General features: G+C 32.3%; 16 protein-coding genes and 5 tRNA genes. 12 read left to right on the forward strand and 9 right to left on the reverse strand.

The features are described from left to right. Positions 1-19: 19 nt before the first annotated feature. The 8 genes from B4G36_RS09610 to B4G36_RS09645 all read right to left on the reverse strand — a co-directional run bounded on the left by B4G36_RS09610 (position 20) and on the right by B4G36_RS09645 (position 10,095). Positions 20-3,403 (reverse strand): hypothetical protein, encoded by a 3,384-nt coding sequence (locus B4G36_RS09610; RefSeq protein ID WP_291063636.1) that lies wholly within the window; start codon positions 3,401-3,403, stop codon positions 20-22. Between the two features lie 93 nt (positions 3,404-3,496). After that, positions 3,497-5,128 (reverse strand): ArnT family glycosyltransferase, encoded by a 1,632-nt coding sequence (locus B4G36_RS09615; protein WP_291063638.1) that lies wholly within the window; start codon positions 5,126-5,128, stop codon positions 3,497-3,499. After that, complete coding sequence (locus B4G36_RS09620) at positions 5,112-5,747, reverse strand: lipid-A-disaccharide synthase N-terminal domain-containing protein (RefSeq protein ID WP_291063640.1); 636 nt, start codon at positions 5,745-5,747, stop codon at positions 5,112-5,114. Before B4G36_RS09620 ends, B4G36_RS09615 begins: the two co-directional genes overlap by 17 nt. Further along, the gene (locus B4G36_RS09625; RefSeq protein WP_291063642.1) at positions 5,747-6,460 is read right to left on the reverse strand and encodes a glycosyltransferase family 2 protein; all 714 of its coding nucleotides are present in this window, start codon (positions 6,458-6,460) and stop codon (positions 5,747-5,749) included. The genes B4G36_RS09620 and B4G36_RS09625 overlap by 1 nt, the downstream gene beginning before the upstream one ends. Positions 6,461-6,584: 124 nt before the next feature. Continuing rightward, positions 6,585-7,634 carry a glycosyltransferase family 9 protein gene (locus B4G36_RS09630; RefSeq protein ID WP_291063644.1) on the reverse strand — a complete coding sequence of 350 codons (1,050 nt, stop codon included), beginning with the start codon at positions 7,632-7,634 and terminating at the stop codon, positions 6,585-6,587. 124 nt (positions 7,635-7,758) lie between these two features. Then, the gene (locus tag B4G36_RS09635; RefSeq protein WP_291063646.1) at positions 7,759-8,463 is read right to left on the reverse strand and encodes an SDR family oxidoreductase; all 705 of its coding nucleotides are present in this window, start codon (positions 8,461-8,463) and stop codon (positions 7,759-7,761) included. Positions 8,464-8,476: 13 nt separating this feature from the next. After that, entirely contained in the window at positions 8,477-9,253 is a 777-nt protein-coding gene (locus tag B4G36_RS09640) for a hypothetical protein (RefSeq protein ID WP_291063648.1), read from the reverse strand. Between the two features lie 65 nt (positions 9,254-9,318). Beyond that, positions 9,319-10,095 (reverse strand): enoyl-CoA hydratase/isomerase family protein, encoded by a 777-nt coding sequence (locus B4G36_RS09645; RefSeq protein WP_291063650.1) that lies wholly within the window; start codon positions 10,093-10,095, stop codon positions 9,319-9,321. Between the two features lie 253 nt (positions 10,096-10,348). Here B4G36_RS09645 and B4G36_RS09650 point away from each other — a divergent pair, with 253 nt between their 5' ends. The 12 genes from B4G36_RS09650 (at position 10,349) to B4G36_RS09705 (ending at position 17,466) form a co-directional block, all read left to right on the forward strand. After that, the gene (locus B4G36_RS09650) at positions 10,349-11,743 is read left to right on the forward strand and encodes an anthranilate synthase component I family protein (RefSeq protein WP_291063652.1); all 1,395 of its coding nucleotides are present in this window, start codon (positions 10,349-10,351) and stop codon (positions 11,741-11,743) included. 3 nt (positions 11,744-11,746) lie between these two features. Continuing rightward, complete coding sequence (locus B4G36_RS09655; RefSeq protein WP_291063654.1) at positions 11,747-12,310, forward strand: anthranilate synthase component II; 564 nt, start codon at positions 11,747-11,749, stop codon at positions 12,308-12,310. Between the two features lie 4 nt (positions 12,311-12,314). Then, complete coding sequence (trpD, locus tag B4G36_RS09660) at positions 12,315-13,301, forward strand: anthranilate phosphoribosyltransferase (RefSeq protein WP_291063656.1); 987 nt, start codon at positions 12,315-12,317, stop codon at positions 13,299-13,301. Then, the gene (gene trpC / locus B4G36_RS09665; protein WP_291063658.1) at positions 13,298-14,083 is read left to right on the forward strand and encodes an indole-3-glycerol phosphate synthase TrpC; all 786 of its coding nucleotides are present in this window, start codon (positions 13,298-13,300) and stop codon (positions 14,081-14,083) included. Before trpD ends, trpC begins: the two co-directional genes overlap by 4 nt. Further along, positions 14,080-14,751: a phosphoribosylanthranilate isomerase gene (locus B4G36_RS09670; protein WP_291063660.1), complete on the forward strand. Its 672-nt coding sequence runs from the start codon at positions 14,080-14,082 to the stop codon at positions 14,749-14,751. Before trpC ends, B4G36_RS09670 begins: the two co-directional genes overlap by 4 nt. A 12-nt stretch (positions 14,752-14,763) precedes the next feature. Next, on the forward strand, positions 14,764-15,948 hold the full coding sequence (trpB, locus tag B4G36_RS09675; protein WP_291063662.1) for a tryptophan synthase subunit beta: 1,185 nt from the start codon (positions 14,764-14,766) through the stop codon (positions 15,946-15,948). 60 nt (positions 15,949-16,008) lie between these two features. Then, positions 16,009-16,083: transfer RNA gene (locus B4G36_RS09680), tRNA-Pro, on the forward strand. A gap of 48 nt (positions 16,084-16,131) precedes the next feature. Continuing rightward, a tRNA-Pro gene (locus B4G36_RS09685) sits at positions 16,132-16,206 on the forward strand. 24 nt (positions 16,207-16,230) lie between these two features. Beyond that, positions 16,231-16,304: transfer RNA gene (locus B4G36_RS09690), tRNA-Arg, on the forward strand. A 19-nt stretch (positions 16,305-16,323) separates the two neighbouring features. Then, positions 16,324-16,407: transfer RNA gene (locus B4G36_RS09695), tRNA-Ser, on the forward strand. A 22-nt stretch (positions 16,408-16,429) separates the two neighbouring features. Then, positions 16,430-16,504, forward strand: a tRNA-Pro gene (locus B4G36_RS09700). Positions 16,505-16,551: 47 nt separating this feature from the next. Next, positions 16,552-17,466, forward strand: a complete 915-nt coding sequence (locus tag B4G36_RS09705) for a hypothetical protein (RefSeq protein WP_291063664.1) — start codon at positions 16,552-16,554, stop codon at positions 17,464-17,466. Between the two features lie 38 nt (positions 17,467-17,504). Here B4G36_RS09705 and B4G36_RS09710 read toward each other — a convergent pair whose 3' ends face one another. Continuing rightward, entirely contained in the window at positions 17,505-18,599 is a 1,095-nt protein-coding gene (locus tag B4G36_RS09710; RefSeq protein WP_291063666.1) for a mannose-1-phosphate guanylyltransferase, read from the reverse strand. Positions 18,600-18,605 lie beyond the last annotated feature (6 nt).

An 18,605-nucleotide genomic window follows, 5' to 3' on the forward strand; every position in this document is an offset into this window, starting at 1 on the left:
AACGTTTTTTTATTATTATTTAAAACCTCGCTTGTACTTGCACACTTCCCGTATGTATTGGTTTATTTTCTTCAGTTTTTCGTCCATCATACGAAATATTCAATTGCAAAAAACTTGTGATTTTTCGTTGGATTTGCAACTGCCAAACAAAATTATTTCCAGCACGTAAACCTTCCATCATTTGATTTCCAACAACAGATTCTTGGTTTCCGATAAATTTATTGTTGATAAAACTAAAACTTCCCAACAAACTCATTTTATCCGAACCGTTCCATTGAATTTCTGTTCCCAAATCCGACTGATTTAATTGCTCTTCACCCGAAACATTCTTCTTATTTTGATAATTATAAAACAACGACGCAACAAGATTTTTTTCTGTTTGATAAGTCAATTTTGGGGATAAACGAAGATTATTTAACTTATATCGTCTACTCAAAAATAATTCAGAATCGCTGTTAATCACCATATATTCTGTATCAAAACTCGCAATTAAATCTTGTAAAATTTTGTAACGTGTTTGCAACAAATAACTATCCGAATCTCGGTATTCAGAACCAGTATAAACATATGTTTGAGATTGTTGTTGATTGTAAATAAAATTTGACGACCATTTATATTGTGTTCCTTGATTAAAGAAAATCGACGAACGAATACTTCTTGTTTTACCCAAAATTTGAGCCGAATTGGTAAAAGGATTCCATTCTAATGTCGTTCCTTCTTTGCGCAACGAGTTACTTGCCGAGATATTTTGCTGAAACATCCAACGATTCCAGAATTCATTTTCGGTATCAAAAACTTGTTTTGGACGAAAACGCAACGTAAAATTGAATTGATTTTTATTCGTTTTCAAATACTCGATTGTATTCGTATACACGCGAATATAATTTGCTTGGTCGATAAATTCTGCCACTTCAAACTCATCAATTTGCTCAATTCCATCGCCGTTATAATCCGTCCATTTGTAAATTCCCATTCCATCCGAAACTTTTACATACTGAAATTCACGCTGAGGTTCCACACCGCTAGCCACTTCATAATCTACATTTAATTGTAAACCTTGATTGAAAAAAGCTTTGTACCATTTTACGCTTCCTGTCATAAAATCTTCGTTCGGCGCATCTAAAAATTTATAATTAACTCGTCGATAATGAAAATTTAAACTTAATTGATGATTTTGTTTTTGAATTAAAGTTGAATTAAAAATAGCTCCTTTACTTTGTTGAATATTTTGCCAAGTCTCAAAACGAACCGAATCATCTTGACGTTGATAAACCGTCAAATCGATTTTATGACCAAGCGCATCTGCAAAACCTCCTTTCAACTGAAATTCATTCCATTTAAAACTTAAATCTGATTTTTGATTTTTTGTCAAATCATCCATGTCATTATTCTCGCCCCAAACTCTCGCTCCAACCCAAAATTTATTTCCAATTTTTCGTTTTCCATCTACCATATAACGCGCAAAATTGGTATTTTGAAGCGTTGCTTTTGTTGATAAAATATTTGCTTGCGCAACGATTTCGTATTTTTCAGTTTTATAATTTGCATCAAGTTGATTTCTCAAACCTTTGTACAAACCAATATTTTCAAGATAATCGAATTTATATTGTGCATTAAATTTTTCTTTCCAAGATGAATTGATTTTTGCTGTGATAAAATTCTGATTTACGCCACTTAATTCTTGATTCAAATTAAAATCTCGTGCAAATTCAACAGCTCGTAAACGCTCTGCACTTTTATAATTTTTGTTGATAAAATTCCCTTCCGCATAAGGAGTAATTTTCCAATTTTTGAAAGAAAATGTTTTTTCACCATAAACACGAGTTGCTAAACCAGAATTGTTTTGATCATCAATCGATGAAAATAAATTTTGATCATAATTACTCAAACCTAAGTTAAAGCCAATATTTCCATTGTTTTTCAATTGATATTGACCATTTAAGGTATAAATCTGCAATTTTTTAGGCGAAATTAATTGCTTTATTGGTTCATAATCTCCTTGTAAAACTCCTGCAATTGCTTCGTTATATTGAAATACTTTACCATTTTGATTCGCATTTATTTGTCGATAATTTCCTTGATTAGCGCCAACATACGTGAAAGCCACTTGATACAATTCATCGTTTGGATCTGTCGAATATTCAAAGATATCTAATCCATTTTGATCTACTTTTCGATACAAGATTTTATTCGAATCAAACGTCGTTTTCTCTGCAGAAACTGTGTACATTTTATCTGGATCATTCCCTGCATTTGCCAAAATTTGCTTTTCAGCATCTGTCAAATCATTTCCAAGTGAATTATTCTTCGAATCTCCTTGAGAAAAGAAAAAACCTGACAATTTCATTCGTTCCGACTCATATTCAGCTCCACCATAAAGTAAAACTTGTGAATAATTTCGAGAATTGTACAAATACTCCACATTAATGCGCGTATTTGCGGTAATCAATCGGTTTGAAGTGAAAGAAATTTCGCCCGTATTGTAATTAATTACATAATCATTTTGCTCGCCACGCTCCAACAAAACACCATCAATATATACTTTTTCACTTCCCGAAATAATAATCACATACAATTCATTATTCTTTCCAGAAAGCCTGTAAGGACCTTGATTTCCGTCTTGTCCAACAAAATTAACGCGCATAAATTCGCCTCGTGTAATACTTCCCGAAGCAAAAATATTGGTAGACGATTTTTCGCCTTTTAATTGAGTTGACAACTGTAAACCTGTTACTTTTTGGTTGAATGGATTGAAAAAATCTCGTTCTTGATTCGTATTAATATCAATATGACCAGCTCGAATTTTCGAATTTTTACTGGCTAATTCGATGTAAACTTTATCAAATTCTTGCAGATTTTGCGTGTATCCATCCGATTCTATTGGCACATTATTATCCGAAATCGCCGCATTTACCGTAATATCATCTGATAATTTTCCTGACAATTCCAAATCCAACGAAGATTGCACAGAAGCACTTTGATTATTTCCAAAACGAATACCGCGAATCATTGATCCTTTGCTATTCAAACCATCAAAAACATCTTTGTTCGCTTGTTTTGAATTCGATTTTATTTGATGAAAAATATCAACTGGTTTTGCATCATTAACAATGATATTCGGATTTTTGGCATAAAAAACAGATTCGGCTAATTTTGGATTAACAAAATACTGAATTTTCACCATTTGTTTGGCGATTGAAGAATTGAAATAAACTTCGTTTCGTTCGAAATTTATAGTATAAAATTCTTTTGAAATTGGATTTCCTGTTGAATCTAAAATTTGAAATTTTTCGGATAAAATTCCTTTATTTTGCAGCTTTATCGTATCAGAAAGTTGAACAGAATCTTGTCTAAAATTAGGATTTTTCCACCCAAAATGTTGAGCAAAAACAAAACTGTTCACTAACCAAAAACATAGAAAAAATAGAATCCGAAACTGCAAAAGATTTTATTAGAATAACGGAAATTTAAGCTAAAAATTTTATTCGAAATTTAATCACTTTTTTTGAATCAAATAATAGTTTCTTTTGATACGATCGTTATAATTTTTTTGATTTTTTGAAGAATGATTCAAATCAACCACACCAATTTTTTTGATTGAATAATTATTGAAATGATCTGCAAAAAAAGTAGAATCTGACGGACTTGCTAACATTCCAAATTTCTCTTCTTTCGGAAAGATAGTTTTCTTTCCATCGTTAATTGCAGGAATTGAAGTCCCATAATCCAACACTATTTCAGGAACAAAACTTTGCCATTCGTATGTTTTAATTTGATTATGTTGTTCTAATTTTTTTAGATTTTTGGCAGAAGAATATAACTCTTCGGAAAAAGTTAATTTGGAAAGTGGAAATCCAAACGCAACAACTGAGCACATCAATAAAATAGTTAAGTAAAATATCTGTTCGAATGATTTTACCTTTAATCCTTTAAAAATTGAGATTCCTAAAATTAATCCAACAATAGCAAAAGGAATCGACCAAACTAAAAATTCTGACAAACGATCTTTTGTGTAAATAAAAACACCAACTGAAATTACGATTCCTATTATTCCGTATAAACCAAACGCAAAATTGGTAAAATATCGTTCAGTTATATTTGATAAATTTTTGAATTCTAATCGTAAATATTCGATATAAAAGCCAATATTCATCGCTAAAGGAATTAAAACTGGTAATAAATATCTTGATTTTTTTTCTGGAATTACAGATAATAAAACCACTGATAAAATTGTCCATAACCAAGCAAATTGATAGGCTTTTTTATTTGCAACTTTATTATTTAGATAAGGATAAATCAAACTTACCAAAGCAGGAATTGTCCATAAACCAGATTGCGTAAAGAAGCTCCAATAATAATAAATTGGGCGAGTATTATAGCTATGCCAATTGTTTACTTCCTTTTGAGAAGCCGCTAAAAAATGTTCTGGATCAAAATATTTCACATACATCATCCATGCAAATCCTACAACGCAACCTAATATTATCGTTAAAATTGTGATTCCTAAATTTCTTCCTAATTTGTATCTATAAACAATAAAATAAGCAATTAAAAACGGTAAAAATAGCGCATACAACGAAACTGGACCTTTGCTCATTATCGAACAAGCTAACAAGAAAAATGCAGCAATAAAGTTGAATAAATTAAATTTTGATGATTGAAATTCTTTCACCAAAAACAATATTGCTCCCATCACAAAACTATGCGTGTACATGTCCCAATTGTTATCTCTCCCTGAGAAAAACACGTAAAATGAAGTGATTAAAACCAATGAAGAATTAACAACTTGTTGTTTTGTTAAATCGAAATGCTTTAATGTTTTATAGAACCAAACGACTAATAAAATGGTAATTAGAACAACTGGAATGCGTAGCCAAAAAAAGTTTTCGAAACCAAAAAAACTTCCAAAAACAGCTGTAATCCAAGTTGGTAAAGGTGGCTTTTCATAACGAGGCAAACCGTTAAGCGTGGTAAAAATCCAATTTCCATCGTGTACCATTTCTCGCGCCGAAATAATGTTTCGAGCCTCCATAATGTTGGTTTGTAAAACGCCAAGATTAACAAACAACATCAAAATTGTTACGATGATTAAAAATAAAACTGAATTTTGCTTAATCCACTGAACCATTTTTCTCTTTTCGTTTGATTAATATATTTCGAGCATAAACGATAAATCCCATAAAATGACCAATAAATAAAACGGGATCTTTTCGAATAATCGCGTAAATTAAAATCAACAATGATCCTGTTAAACTAATGACCCAAAATCCCATTGGTAATTGCGATTCGTGTTTTCGTTCGGAATAAATCCATTGATAGACGAAACGAAATGTAAAAAGTACCTGAGATACGACTCCTAAAGATAAAAGCCACATCGGAATTTTATCGTTTTTGAATAATAAATCTACATCAAAAATTCCGTTATTGAAACCATATAAAACAATAAATGCAGGAAAAATATACAAAAAAATACGTACTATTTTCGGAAATTCTTTCCAATGATTTTGAAGTTGAATATTTCTGATATAGATATAGTACGTCAATGTTTGTCCCAACATAATTGAAAAATCATGACGCAAATAACCATATAAAAATAGCAAAACAGAGGCAAACAAGCTAACTTCCCAAAATAATTTTGGTGTAAGAACTTTCTTGTTCTTTTCGGAAACAATCCATTGTAAAATAAGGCGACTCGAAAAAAGTGCTTGCGCAAGAAATCCAATACTGATGATAACCCAATTTGGCATTATGCTTCTTCTTGAATTTTATAACTGATATATTTTTTCTTCATCCAAACAAATGCAAAACAATCCATTAAAGGACCTAATAAACGGTTCCATAGATTGAATTTTGATTCGCCTGCGATACGTGGAAAATGTTTGACAGGAACTTGAGTAACCGTTCCGTTTTGTAATAAAATCATAGCTGGTAAAAATCGGTGCAATCCTTTGAACATCGGAATTTTTTTCGCTTTTTCAGCATCTATAACTTTTAATGGACAGCCTGTATCATCCATTCCGTCATTAGTAAATGCTCTACGAATAGAATTGGCAATTTTAGATGACATATTTTTCACGAAAGAATCTTTGCGATCTGCACGAACACCAGTCACCAAATCAAATTGATCTGCTAACGCTAATAATTTATTGAAATCTTCAGGATCTGTCTGCAAATCGGCATCGATATAACCAACCCATTTTGATTCCACTGTATCAAAACCAGCTTTTATAGCAGCAGACAAACCATAGTTTTTGTCAAAAGAAATATAATGAAAAGCTTGATTTCTATTACAAATCTCTTTCATAAGAGCCAAACTTTTGTCTTTAGAACCATCATTAATCAATAAAATTTCAGTCTGTTTTATTGACTTTGACAGATATTGATTCATTGTTTCTTCCAATCTTATCAAGTTATCTTCCTCATTATAAATTGGGATGATAATTGTAAACTCTGTTGACATTTTTAAATTATTTCAGAGGACAAAGCTATGAAATAATCAAACGAAATTAAAATATTTTTGTTGAAGCTAATTTATTTCATATCAAATCAATACAAACTTTATTTAATGATAAAAAACAGCTTTTTTAAACCAATAATTTATCCATTTCTTGAACAAGAATACCCTTATCTTCATTATTAATCAAGACTACAGCATTTCCTATTCCATAAGGTTTATAACGCTCTAAGAAGCTTTGATCTTTAAACAAACCAATTGTTTTTGTAGGCGCTGCACAACTCAAATGCATCATACCAGAATCGGCTGCAATCACAAATTCACAACTTTTCATCACGGCTGCAATTTCTCTCACATCTTTACTGTAATAAGTAGGCAATCTATGATTTAGCATCGAAATATTTTCGACAGGTAAAATTTCAATTAGATTATATTCTTGCGAATATTTTGGATAAAATAAATTGTAAAATTCTGTCCACCATTCTTGATCATAACATTTTGCACCAGTTGCATACGTAAAAAATGCAAGTGTTTTCTTTGAAGAATCTTGAATCAAATCATTTAACATTTTTATTCCTTTCGTAGACTCTTGCTCTGTTAACTGAATATTTAGAGTTGGAATATCTAAATTTCCTTCTTTATTTTTAAATAATTCTAAGAATTTTCTAAACACATAAACTGGATATTGTGCTTGATGAATATGAATTTCTTGGTTGGAATTCATTTCAAATTCATTCCCAAAAATTTTATACTTAGAATTCGCAAAAGAAGTTGAAAGTCGTCCTGAAGATGAATTTTTATCAACATTAATCACTAAATCGTAATCCTTTTTCTTGATTTTTAGCCAAACTTTAGCGTATTGAATCAATTCTTTGAAAGGTTTTTTAGGTAATTCAATAATTTGATCAACTTGAGGATAATTCTCAAAAATAATCGGAGCGACCTTTCCTTTTACAAATAAGTCAATTTTAACATCAGGATTATATCGGATAATTTCCTGAATCAAAGGTGTAATCAATAGAATATTTCCCAGACGCTGATTGGGCCTGTTTATCAGTACTCTATTAAGTTCAAGAGGTTTTTCTTTGTCTACTTTTGGCAAATTACCATCACCTATTCCTCCTGTTAATCGACGCATAATTGTACGACGAAAATGATTGACTGATTTTTTAAAACTCATTAAAAAGGGTTCATTAAAAAAATACCTTTATTGTATTTCTTATTTTTCCACGAAACTATGTAAACTATTGGTAATTACGAAATATTTTCTTCATAAAAAAAGATCTCAATAAGAGATCTTTAAATTATTTTGTTTTTGTAGGACGAACTTCTATTTTACTTGGCAAAACATTTGGATTCATTTTCAATAAATCAACGATCATTTGTCCTAAATCTTCGGGTTGAATTTTCCATCCATCCTCCGAATTTGGCACATGATCATTAAAATTTGAAGTCACAGAACCAGGCATAATCGTTGTACATTTGATATCATAATTTCTCAAATCTAACATCGCAGCTTGGGTAAAACCTACAACGCCAAATTTCGAAGCATTGTAACCCGCTCCATTCGCAAAGAAATTTGTTCCCGCCAAAGAAGCAATCGAAATATAATATCCTTTCGAAACTTTTAGTGCTTCAACAGACGCTTTTATCGTATGAAAAACTCCTGTTAGATTAGTATCAATCATCGCATTCCAATCTTCTAAAGAAAGTTCATCAACTGGTGCAAATTTTCCTAAACCAGCATTTGCAATCACAATATCCAAACGTCCAAACGCAGAAATAATTTGCTCAATTGCATTTTGTTCATCTTCGAAATGTCTCACATCCGACTGAATAGCCAATACGTTTTGATTTCCTAAATAATGACGAGCTTTTTCAACATCATCAATGTTTCGTCCAGAAATTGCCACTTTCAAACCATTTTCTACCAATGATTTTGCAATTCCTAATCCAATTCCTTTTGTTCCGCCCGTTATATAAGCTACTTTACCTTCTATATTTTGCATAATTATTTTAGTTTTATTTTTGGTTCAGCCAATTCCATTTACCATCTTTTCGGTAAATAAATCCTCCTTCTTTTGCGTTATCTTGATGCACATAAATCGCATCATAATCTAAAGTTACGATTTCATTTTTAGAAACTCCATTTAAATTTCGTTTCACTCCATCTTTATAATTCGAAAAAAGTGGCGTCCCTTTTGGAATCATCATCAACGTTCCGAAATCATAATTTGTAATTTTGAACGGATCTTTTGCTGCTCCCAAACCATAAATTTGACTTCCTTTTTTCATATTATTCACAATAAATAAACGGATATTTCCTTTTGTATCAATCATTCTATATAAATAATCCACCACACCGTCACCAAAAAAGTCGCCTTTAATTGCGAAACATTTGTAAGCTGTTGCTAAATAAAATTCGCTAAAAGCTGGATGTGTAGAAATTTCTTTTTCGAATTGATTGACAAAATTTTGTTGTGTGATTAAATAACCACTAAACGCATACAAATCGCCTTGAGCAGAAGAATCATTAACTCCTTCATCCAAAATTAATTTAGACGAGCTAACATCTAATTTCACCCAGTTTCCACTTTTTGCTTTACCATTATCTTTAATTGCAAACGCTTCACCTTTTTCTGAAATTTTAACAGGATATCCATACGGAATTTTACCAATTCGTTTTCCATTCGGACTTGTTCTAACTGTCAATCCTTCTTGCGCTATAACTTGATAAATTTCTTGTGAAAACACAATAGAACTCATCATCAAAATGAATCCAACAACTATTTTTTTCATGATGTAAAATTAAAAAGCTTCAAGTAATCTTGAAGCTTTTTTTGATGATTTATTTTTTAAGCAAATTACTTAAAATTAGGTTTTCTTTTCTCAACAAAAGCAGTTGTTCCCTCTTTGAAATCTTCTTCATCAAATAAATTTCCGAAACTTTCAATTTCAACTTCAAAACCATTGTCTTTATCTGACGCATTAATCGCTCGAATCGCGTGACGAATCGCTACAGAAGAATTTTTGGATATTTTAGTCGCAATTTCTTTTGCTCGATCAATTAATTCAGTTTGCTCAACAACTTCATTCACTAAACCAATTTCATGCGCGCGTTCAGCTGTAAACATATCTGCTGTCATAATTGCCTGCATTGCACGACCTTTTCCAATTAATTTTGGCAAACGTTGCGTTCCTCCATAACCCGGAATCAAACCTAATGTAACCTCTGGTAATCCTAATTTTGCATTAGTTGATGCTATACGAAAATGAGACGCCATCGCTAATTCTAAACCACCTCCTAAAGCGAAACCATTCACTGCGGCGATTACAGGTTTTTTAGAATTTTCAATTTTATCAAAAACATTTTCTTGCCCTTTTGCAGCTAATTGCTCACCTTGACGACCATCAAAACTTGCAAACTCTTTGATATCCGCTCCGGCAACAAAAGATTTTTCACCAGAACCAGTCAAAATAATTACTCGAATAGCAGAATCAGAATCCGCATCCGTAAAAAAGTTTGAAATATCATTTAATAAATCTTTGTTCAATGCATTTAATGCTTGCGGACGATTTAAAGTAACTAACGCAATTTTATTTTCTACTTCAACAATCAGATTGTTATAATTATATTCCATTTTGTTTGTGTTTTTATTATTCACTCAAAAATATCAATTGTTCACTCAACTAAAAAATTTATCAAAAAATAATTTGTACAATTCAAAATCCTTTCTAAATTTGTCCCAATGAAAACATTATTTACAAATAACTGGTGGTGGAATATCGAACAACAAAACGTTGGTTCGTAAGACCTCTTTGCAGTTATATGTAGAAAAGGCTTGTCGTAACCGACAAGCCTTTTTTTGTGCTCTAAACCTAAATATTTAACAAATGAATTTAACTTTTAAGATACAGAAAGAAACTGTTTTAGCGGATTTAACGACTCCTGTTCAGCTTTATTTGAAACTTCGAGATATTTATCCGAATGCCTTATTATTAGAGAGTTCTGACTATCATTCGAAGACAGATGCTAACTCTTTTATTTGTCTAAATCCGATCGCAACTTTTAAAGTTACAAACGGAATTGTGAATGAAACGTATGTGAATGGAGAAACAAAAGAATATGCGTTGAATGGTCAAGAATTGACAGAGAAATTCAAAAAATTTACAAGTCAGTTTATGATTCAAAATGGAGAAGATTTACCTGTAAATGGTTTATTTGGATACATTGCATGGGATGCGATTCCACATTTTGAAACAGTAAAATTTTCAGCAAAAGGAAACGAAGCTACGGTTCCAGAATTTTCGTATTCGTTCTATCAAAATATTGTGGTGTTCAATCATTTTCACAATGAAATTCAATTCATCGAATTTCAAAATGATGAAATAGATTCTAAATTTTCTGAAATTAAAAGTGTTGTTCATAACAAATCAATTGTTGAATATCCATTTAATGTAGAAAGTGAAATTCAATCCAATTTAACAGATGATGAATTCAAAGAAATGGTGACAAAATGTAAACAATCTTGTTTCCGTGGAGATGTTTTCCAAATAGTTCCTTCTCGTCAATTCAAACAAAAATTTTCGGGTGACGAATTCAATGTTTACCGCATTTTACGCTCTGTAAATCCTTCGCCTTATTTGTTTTATTTCGATTACGGAAATTATAAAATCTTCGGATCTTCACCAGAAGCGCAAATTATCATTAATAATAATCATGCAGAAATTCATCCTATTGCAGGAACAGTTCGCAGAACTGGAAGTCCAACTTTGGATAAAGAATTGACCGAAAAATTAATTGCTGATCCAAAAGAAAATGAAGAGCATGTGATGTTGGTCGATTTGGCTCGCAATGATTTAAGTCGAAATTCTGCTGATGTAAAAGTCGCACAATACAAAGAAATTCAGTATTTCTCACATGTGATTCACATGGTTTCAAAAGTAACTGCTCAATTGGATTCAAGCGTAAATACGATGAAAGTCTTTGCAGATTCTTTTCCTGCAGGAACACTTTCTGGCGCACCAAAATTCAAAGCAATGGAATTATTAGACGGTTACGAAAATCAAAATCGTGGCGTTTATGGTGGCGGAATTGGATATTTAGGATTTAATGGAGATATCAATATGGCGATTGCGATTCGTACGTTCGTCAGCAAACAAAATACCTTATATTTTCAGGCTGGTGCTGGAGTTGTTTCCAAATCGGCCGAAGAAAATGAATTACAAGAAGTCAATCATAAATTAGGAGCGCTTCGTCGCTCAATAGAAATCGCTAAAAACCTATAAACTATGAAAATTTTAGTTATCGATAATTACGATTCGTTCACCTATAATTTAGTGCATTCATTAAAGAAATTCGCCGATGATATTACCGTTGTTCGCAATGATGGAATTACTTTGGAAGATGTGAATAATTATGATAAAATATTACTTTCTCCAGGTCCAGGAGTTCCTGATGAAGCCAATTTATTGAAACCAATCATCGAGAAATATGCTTCAACAAAATCTATTTTTGGCGTTTGTTTAGGGCAACAAGCAATTGGAGAAGTTTTTGGAGGGAAATTATTAAATACACAAGAAGTTTTTCATGGAGTAGAATCTACAATTGAAGTAATAAAAGACGAAGTGTTATTCCAAAATTTACCGAAAAATTTAGAAGTCGGACGTTACCATTCTTGGGTAGTTTCAAATGAAGATTTTCCTGAAGAATTAGAAATTACAGCAGTTGGTCCAAAAGGAGAAGTGATGGCTTTACGTCACAAAACGTATGATGTTCGCGGTGTTCAGTTTCATCCAGAATCTATTTTAACACCATTTGGAGATGAGATGATTAAGAATTGGTTAGAAGCTTAAAACGATGAGAAAATTATTAAATTTATTATTCGAAAATTATACTTTGAGCGAAAATGAAGCCTATCAAATTATGGTGGAAATTTCGGAAGAAAAATATTCGGCTGTCGAATTAGCTTCATTTATGACCATTTTTAATATGCGTAACATTACGTTGGAAGAATTAAAAGGATATCGTCGAGCGTTGTTAGATTTATGCATCAAAGTTAATTTACCAAAGCAAGCGATTGATGTTGTAGGAACGGGCGGTGACGGAAAAGACACTTTTAATATTTCGACATTGAGTTGTTTTGTCTTGGCTGGAGCTGGAGAGAAAATTATTAAACAAGGAAATTACGGAGCGTCGTCTGTAAGCGGTTCTTCGAATATGTTGGATAATTTTGGTTACGAATTTTCTGTTAATCAAGATAAATTAAAACGTGAGTTCGAAGAAGTTGGAATTACATTTTTACATGCGCCACTCTTTCATCCGGCTTTGGCGAAAGTTGCTCCAATTAGAAAAAGTTTGGCGGTAAAAACATTTTTCAATTTGATGGGACCTTTGGTGAATCCTGTTCAACCAGAATTCCAAAATTTGGGAACCTATGATGTCAAAACTGCCCGATTATATCATTATGTGATGCAAAATTCGGGAGTGAAATATTCAATTTCGACTGCCTTGGCTGGTTATGACGAAATTTCGTTGACTTCACCAACAAAAGTGTACAATAATTCGGGTGAATTTGTTTTAGAAAGTAAAGATTTTGGTTTGAATATTCTTCAACCTGATGAGATAAAAGGTGGAAAATCAATCGAAGAAAATTCGAAAATATTTTTAAATGTTTTAGAAGGAAATTCAACTCAAGCACAAAAAGAAGTTGTTTTAGCAAACGCCGCTTTAGCGCTTAAAACAATTTATCCAACCAAAGATTTAATCGAATGTGTAGCGATTGCGAACGAAAGTTTAGACAGTAAAAATGCCTTGAATGTATTCCAAAAATTAATGAAACCATGAAAATGATATTAGACGAAATTATCTCACAAAAACGTCTTGAAATTTTAGAAAAACAAAAAACTCAATCAATCGAAAGTTTTAGAGATTCGGAAAATTTCTTACTTCCAATAAAATCTGCGAAAGCTTCAATTTTAGATAAATCAAAATCTGGAACTATTGCAGAATTCAAACGAAAATCTCCTTCAAAAGGTTTTATCAATAAAGATGCAAATGTAAAAGAAGTAGTTTCGGGTTACGAAAAATATGGAGCTTCTGTGGTTTCAGTTTTGACGGATGTACAATTTTTTGGAGGAAGTTTTGATGATTTGCAACAAGCAAAAGAAGTTTTGAATATTCCAGTTTTGCGCAAAGATTTTATTGTTGATGAATTTCAAGTGTACGAAACAAAAGCAATTGGTGCTGATTTGATCTTGTTGATTGCAGAATGTTTGACAAAAGATGAAGTGTATCATTTAGCGAAAACAGCTAAAGAAATTGGCTTGGAAGTTTTGTTAGAATTGCATTCAGAAGATCAATTGGAAAAAGTAAATGAATTCATCGATTTGATTGGAATTAACAACCGTAATTTGAAAAATTTTGAAGTTGATATCGAAAAATCAAAACAAATTTTAAAACAATTACCAACCGATTTAATTAAAGTTGCGGAAAGTGGAATTTCTGATCCTAAAACAGTAAAAGAACTAAGACAAGCTGGGTTTCAAGGATTTTTGATTGGTGAAAATTTTATGAAAGCTGAAAATCCATCTCAAGCATTTGAGCAATTTGTAAAAGAATCAAAATGAAACGTTTTCAAGTAAAGGTTTGCGGAAATAATAACGTCGAAAATTTCAAAGAAATTGCAGCAGTCGAACCTGATTATGTTGGCTTTATTTTCTATCCAAAATCAAAACGATTTGTAGAAGATGAATCTATTTTTAAAGTCTTTCCGAATGCAGAAAAAGTGGGCGTTTTCGTGAATGAATCTATTGAAAATATTCTTGAAAAAGTAGAACAATATAAATTAGATGTTGTCCAATTACATGGTGATGAAACAGCGGATTTTTGCGAAGAGTTAATTAACCAAAAACATCAACGATTATTAACTGATGAAAGCTTTTTAGATTTCAAAATTTGGAAAGCTGTTGGTATAAAATCGATTGACGATTTTCAACAATTAACCACTTATCAACAAGTTGTTGATAGTTTTGTATTTGACACAAAATCTGACGATTATGGCGGTACAGGAAAGAAATTTGATTGGCAATTGTTAACAAACTATCAGTTATCAACACCTTTTTTATTAAGTGGTGGAATAACATTGGAAGATGCATTTATCTTGAAAAATTTTCAACATCCGAGATGTATTGGATTAGATGTCAATAGTGGTTTTGAGTCAGCACCAGGAATAAAAAAAACTGACGAAGTAAAACAGTTTATCAATACAATTGATGGACGAATTGAACAAAATTAAAAAAGAAACAAAATGAAATACGAAGTTGACGAGAGAGGTTTTTATGGTGAATTTGGAGGAGCATTTATTCCAGAATTATTACATCATAATTGTGAAGAATTATCAGAAGCTTTAGCAAAATATGTCGATACAGACGAATTCAAAAACGAATTTAATTTGTTGTTAAAAGATTACGTTGGTCGACCAAGTCCATTGTATTTTGCACCAAATCTTTCCAAAAAATATAACACTAATATTTTATTAAAACGTGAAGATTTGAATCATACAGGAGCACATAAAATCAACAATGCGATTGGTCAGGCACTTTTGGCAAAACGAATGGGTAAAACCAAAATTATTGCCGAAACTGGCGCTGGACAACACGGTGTTGCAACTGCTACTGTTTGTGCGTTGATGGGGTTAGAATGTATCGTTTTTATGGGAGAAATTGACATTGCTCGTCAAGCACCAAATGTTGCACGAATGAAAATGTTAGGTGCAGAAGTTATTCCAGCAACATCAGGTAGTAAAACCTTGAAAGATGCAACAAATGAAGCAATTCGTTATTGGATCAATAATCCTGAAACTTTTTACATCATTGGTTCTGTAGTTGGGCCTCACCCTTATCCTGCAATGGTAGCAAAATTCCAAGCGATTATTTCGGAAGAAATTAAAGCGCAGATGAAAGAGAAATATGGAAAAGAGAACCCTGATTATGTGATTGCTTGTGTTGGTGGCGGAAGTAATGCTGCGGGAGCTTTTTATAATTTCTTAGATGATGATTCAGTCAAATTAATCGCGGTTGAAGCGGCTGGTTTGGGCGTAGAATCTGGTGAAACTGCAGCAACAACGATCAAAGGAACGGAAGGAATTATTCATGGAAGTCGAACATTATTGATGCAAGATAAAGATGGACAAATTGTCGAACCATATTCTATTTCTGCTGGATTAGACTATCCTGGCGTTGGTCCTTTACATGCGCATTTGTTCAAAACTGGACGTGCAGAATTCTTAAATGCAACAGATGATGAAGCCTTGGAGGCAGCTTTTATGTTGACAAAAGAGGAAGGAATCATTCCTGCATTAGAATCTTCTCATGCTTTAGCTGCTTTAGAAAAAATTAATTTTAAACCGCAAGACATTGTGATTCTGAATCTTTCAGGAAGAGGAGATAAGGATTTAGAAACATATATGAAAGTTTCCGAAAAATATTCTTAAAAATATTTGGTTAATTTTCAAAAATCACCTTACATTTGCACCCACGATAATGAAATCTATCGGGGTGTAGCGTAGCCCGGTCATCGCGCCTGCTTTGGGAGCAGGAGGTCGCAGGTTCGAATCCTGCCACCCCGACAAAATTTTCATCCGAAAAGATTTTATTATCAAAAAAGAAGACCGAATCGGGGTGTAGCGTAGCCCGGTCATCGCGCCTGCTTTGGGAGCAGGAGGTCGCAGGTTCGAATCCTGCCACCCCGACAAAATTCAATGAATTTTTGGATCGGTCCAGTAGCTCAGCTGGATAGAGCAACTGCCTTCTAAGCAGTAGGTCTCAGGTTCGAATCCTGACTGGATCACACGTTTTATTAAAAACCAGGAGAGGTGCCAGAGCGGTAATGGAGCAGATTGCTAATCTGTCATCGGGAAACCGATGCCAGGGTTCGAGTCCCTGTCTCTCCGCATTTTTTTTGAATGACCGAATCGGGGTGTAGCGTAGCCCGGTCATCGCGCCTGCTTTGGGAGCAGGAGGTCGCAGGTTCGAATCCTGCCACCCCGACAAAACCTTTGTATATTTACAAAGGTTTTTTTTTATACATTTATTTCATGAAATCTATCTTAGGTAATAAAGAATCTTTTGTCTCATACTCCGTCGCTTTTCTATTTATTTTAATCATGATTGGAGCGGCAATGATTTATAGTGATAAAGAAATTATTTTACCAGAAGTCGCTGCATTATCTGTAGGAATTTTAACGTTTCGAGAAAATAAATGGCTACAACGACCATTTCATATTTTTTTACTTCCGTCAATTACAGCTATTTTAGGATTTGGAATTAATTTTTTACCAATCATACTATCATTCAAATTAACATTGGTATTAGTTACGATGTTAATTGTCTTGAAAATTTTTAAAAGTCAACTTGCGCCAGCATTAGCTACGGGATTATTACCAATTGTTACAAATGCAGAATCTTTTGTATTTCTATATGCGATATTTCTATTTGTCTTTTTACTTTTTCTATCAATAAAAATATTCAAACTAAAACCAACTGAAAATGCAGTTCCAATGATTTACACAAGCCATAATAGATGGTTAATTGGATTATGCATAGTTTGGTTTGCAGCCTGTTATTTTAGCGGTTTTGCACACTTCTCTGCTATTCCACCAATTATTGTAATTTCTTTTGAATCGTTAAATAATCCAACATTAAAATTAACTATACGTCTAAAACGTATTCTTGTGATGTTTATGACCACACTGGCTGGTTGTTTAACAATGCATTATCTTGATAATTGGCTAATCATTGGATTAATCGATTTGATTGTCGTAATGTTTATTTTGAAATTAACAGATTTACGCTTACCTCCTGCTTTTGCAATGGTTATTTTACCAATGATTTTACCTTCTGACTCGATAAAATATTTACCTGTTGCAACATTAATCATGAGTATATTTTTTATGTTATCGATTTATATTATTCAGAAAGTTGCTTATCCAAAAGCGATTGATTTCAAATAAAAAAGTCATCGAAAACTGAATGACTTTGTAGCTATATTTTAACAATATTTTTCTCCGTTTTTCTGTAATTTCAAATCGCTCACATAAGTTTTTATAAACTGTACATTGCTTCGAGGACATATGAGTAATCCTTTCTCCGAATTAATAACCACATAACTATCTAATCCGTCAATAATAATAGCTTTGTCTTGCGTAGAATAAATAAAATTATTTTTGGCGTTGTAACCAGAAAAGTGTTTACATAATAATGTATTGTTATTTTCGTCCTGATCTTCACCTGTATATTTATATTTTTCGTTTATAGCCGACCAAGTTCCAATATCACTCCAGCCAAAAGTTGTCGGAATGACATAAACATTATCTGCTTGCTCTAAAATTCCTTTGTTGATAGAAGTTACATCTAACGTTGTGTAAATAGGCTTTAAAGTTTCTGTATTTTGTAAAGAACGATCAAGATCAAAATACTTTTTCAAAGTTTCTTGCATCGAAGGTAAATGTTGCTGAAACGCTTTTATAATGCTATCTACAGACCAAATTAAGATTCCTGTATTCCAAATAAATTCACCACTCATTATAAAAGATTCGGCGAATTCTAAATCAGGTTTATCGATATAAGATTTTACTTTTTTTATAGGTGTTGTATTTTCGATGAACTGAATGTAACTGTAATTAACATCTGGTCGTGTTGGAGCTACTCCCAAAGTAATCAATCGATCGTTGTCAGCATCCTCGAAAGCAAGATTTACTTTTTCTACAAATTCATCTTCATCAAAAATAAAATGATCTGAAGGAGAAATTATCAATTTTGCATTTGGATTAATTTGTTGGATTGTCATTGCGGCCAATAAATTACAAGCTGCGGTATTCATGACTCTTGGTTCGATGATAAAATTTTTATCCTCAAAATCTGGTAATTGTTCTTTTACAATCTCTTTATAATCTTGAATAGTTACAATGAAAATATTTTCTTGTGGAACGACTTTTTTTAGGCGATTATATGTTAATTGAATAAAAGTTTTTCCGATTCCTAATAAATCATGAAATTGTTTTGGTTTCTTAATCGTACTCAAAGGCCATAATCTCACTCCTGTACCACTGGCAAGAATAACAGCGTAGTTATCTTTATTATTCATGATTGT

It is taken from the genome of Empedobacter sp. UBA3239 (genome assembly GCF_002362875.1).
Classification (GTDB): Bacteria; Bacteroidota; Bacteroidia; order Flavobacteriales; family Weeksellaceae; genus Empedobacter; species Empedobacter falsenii_B.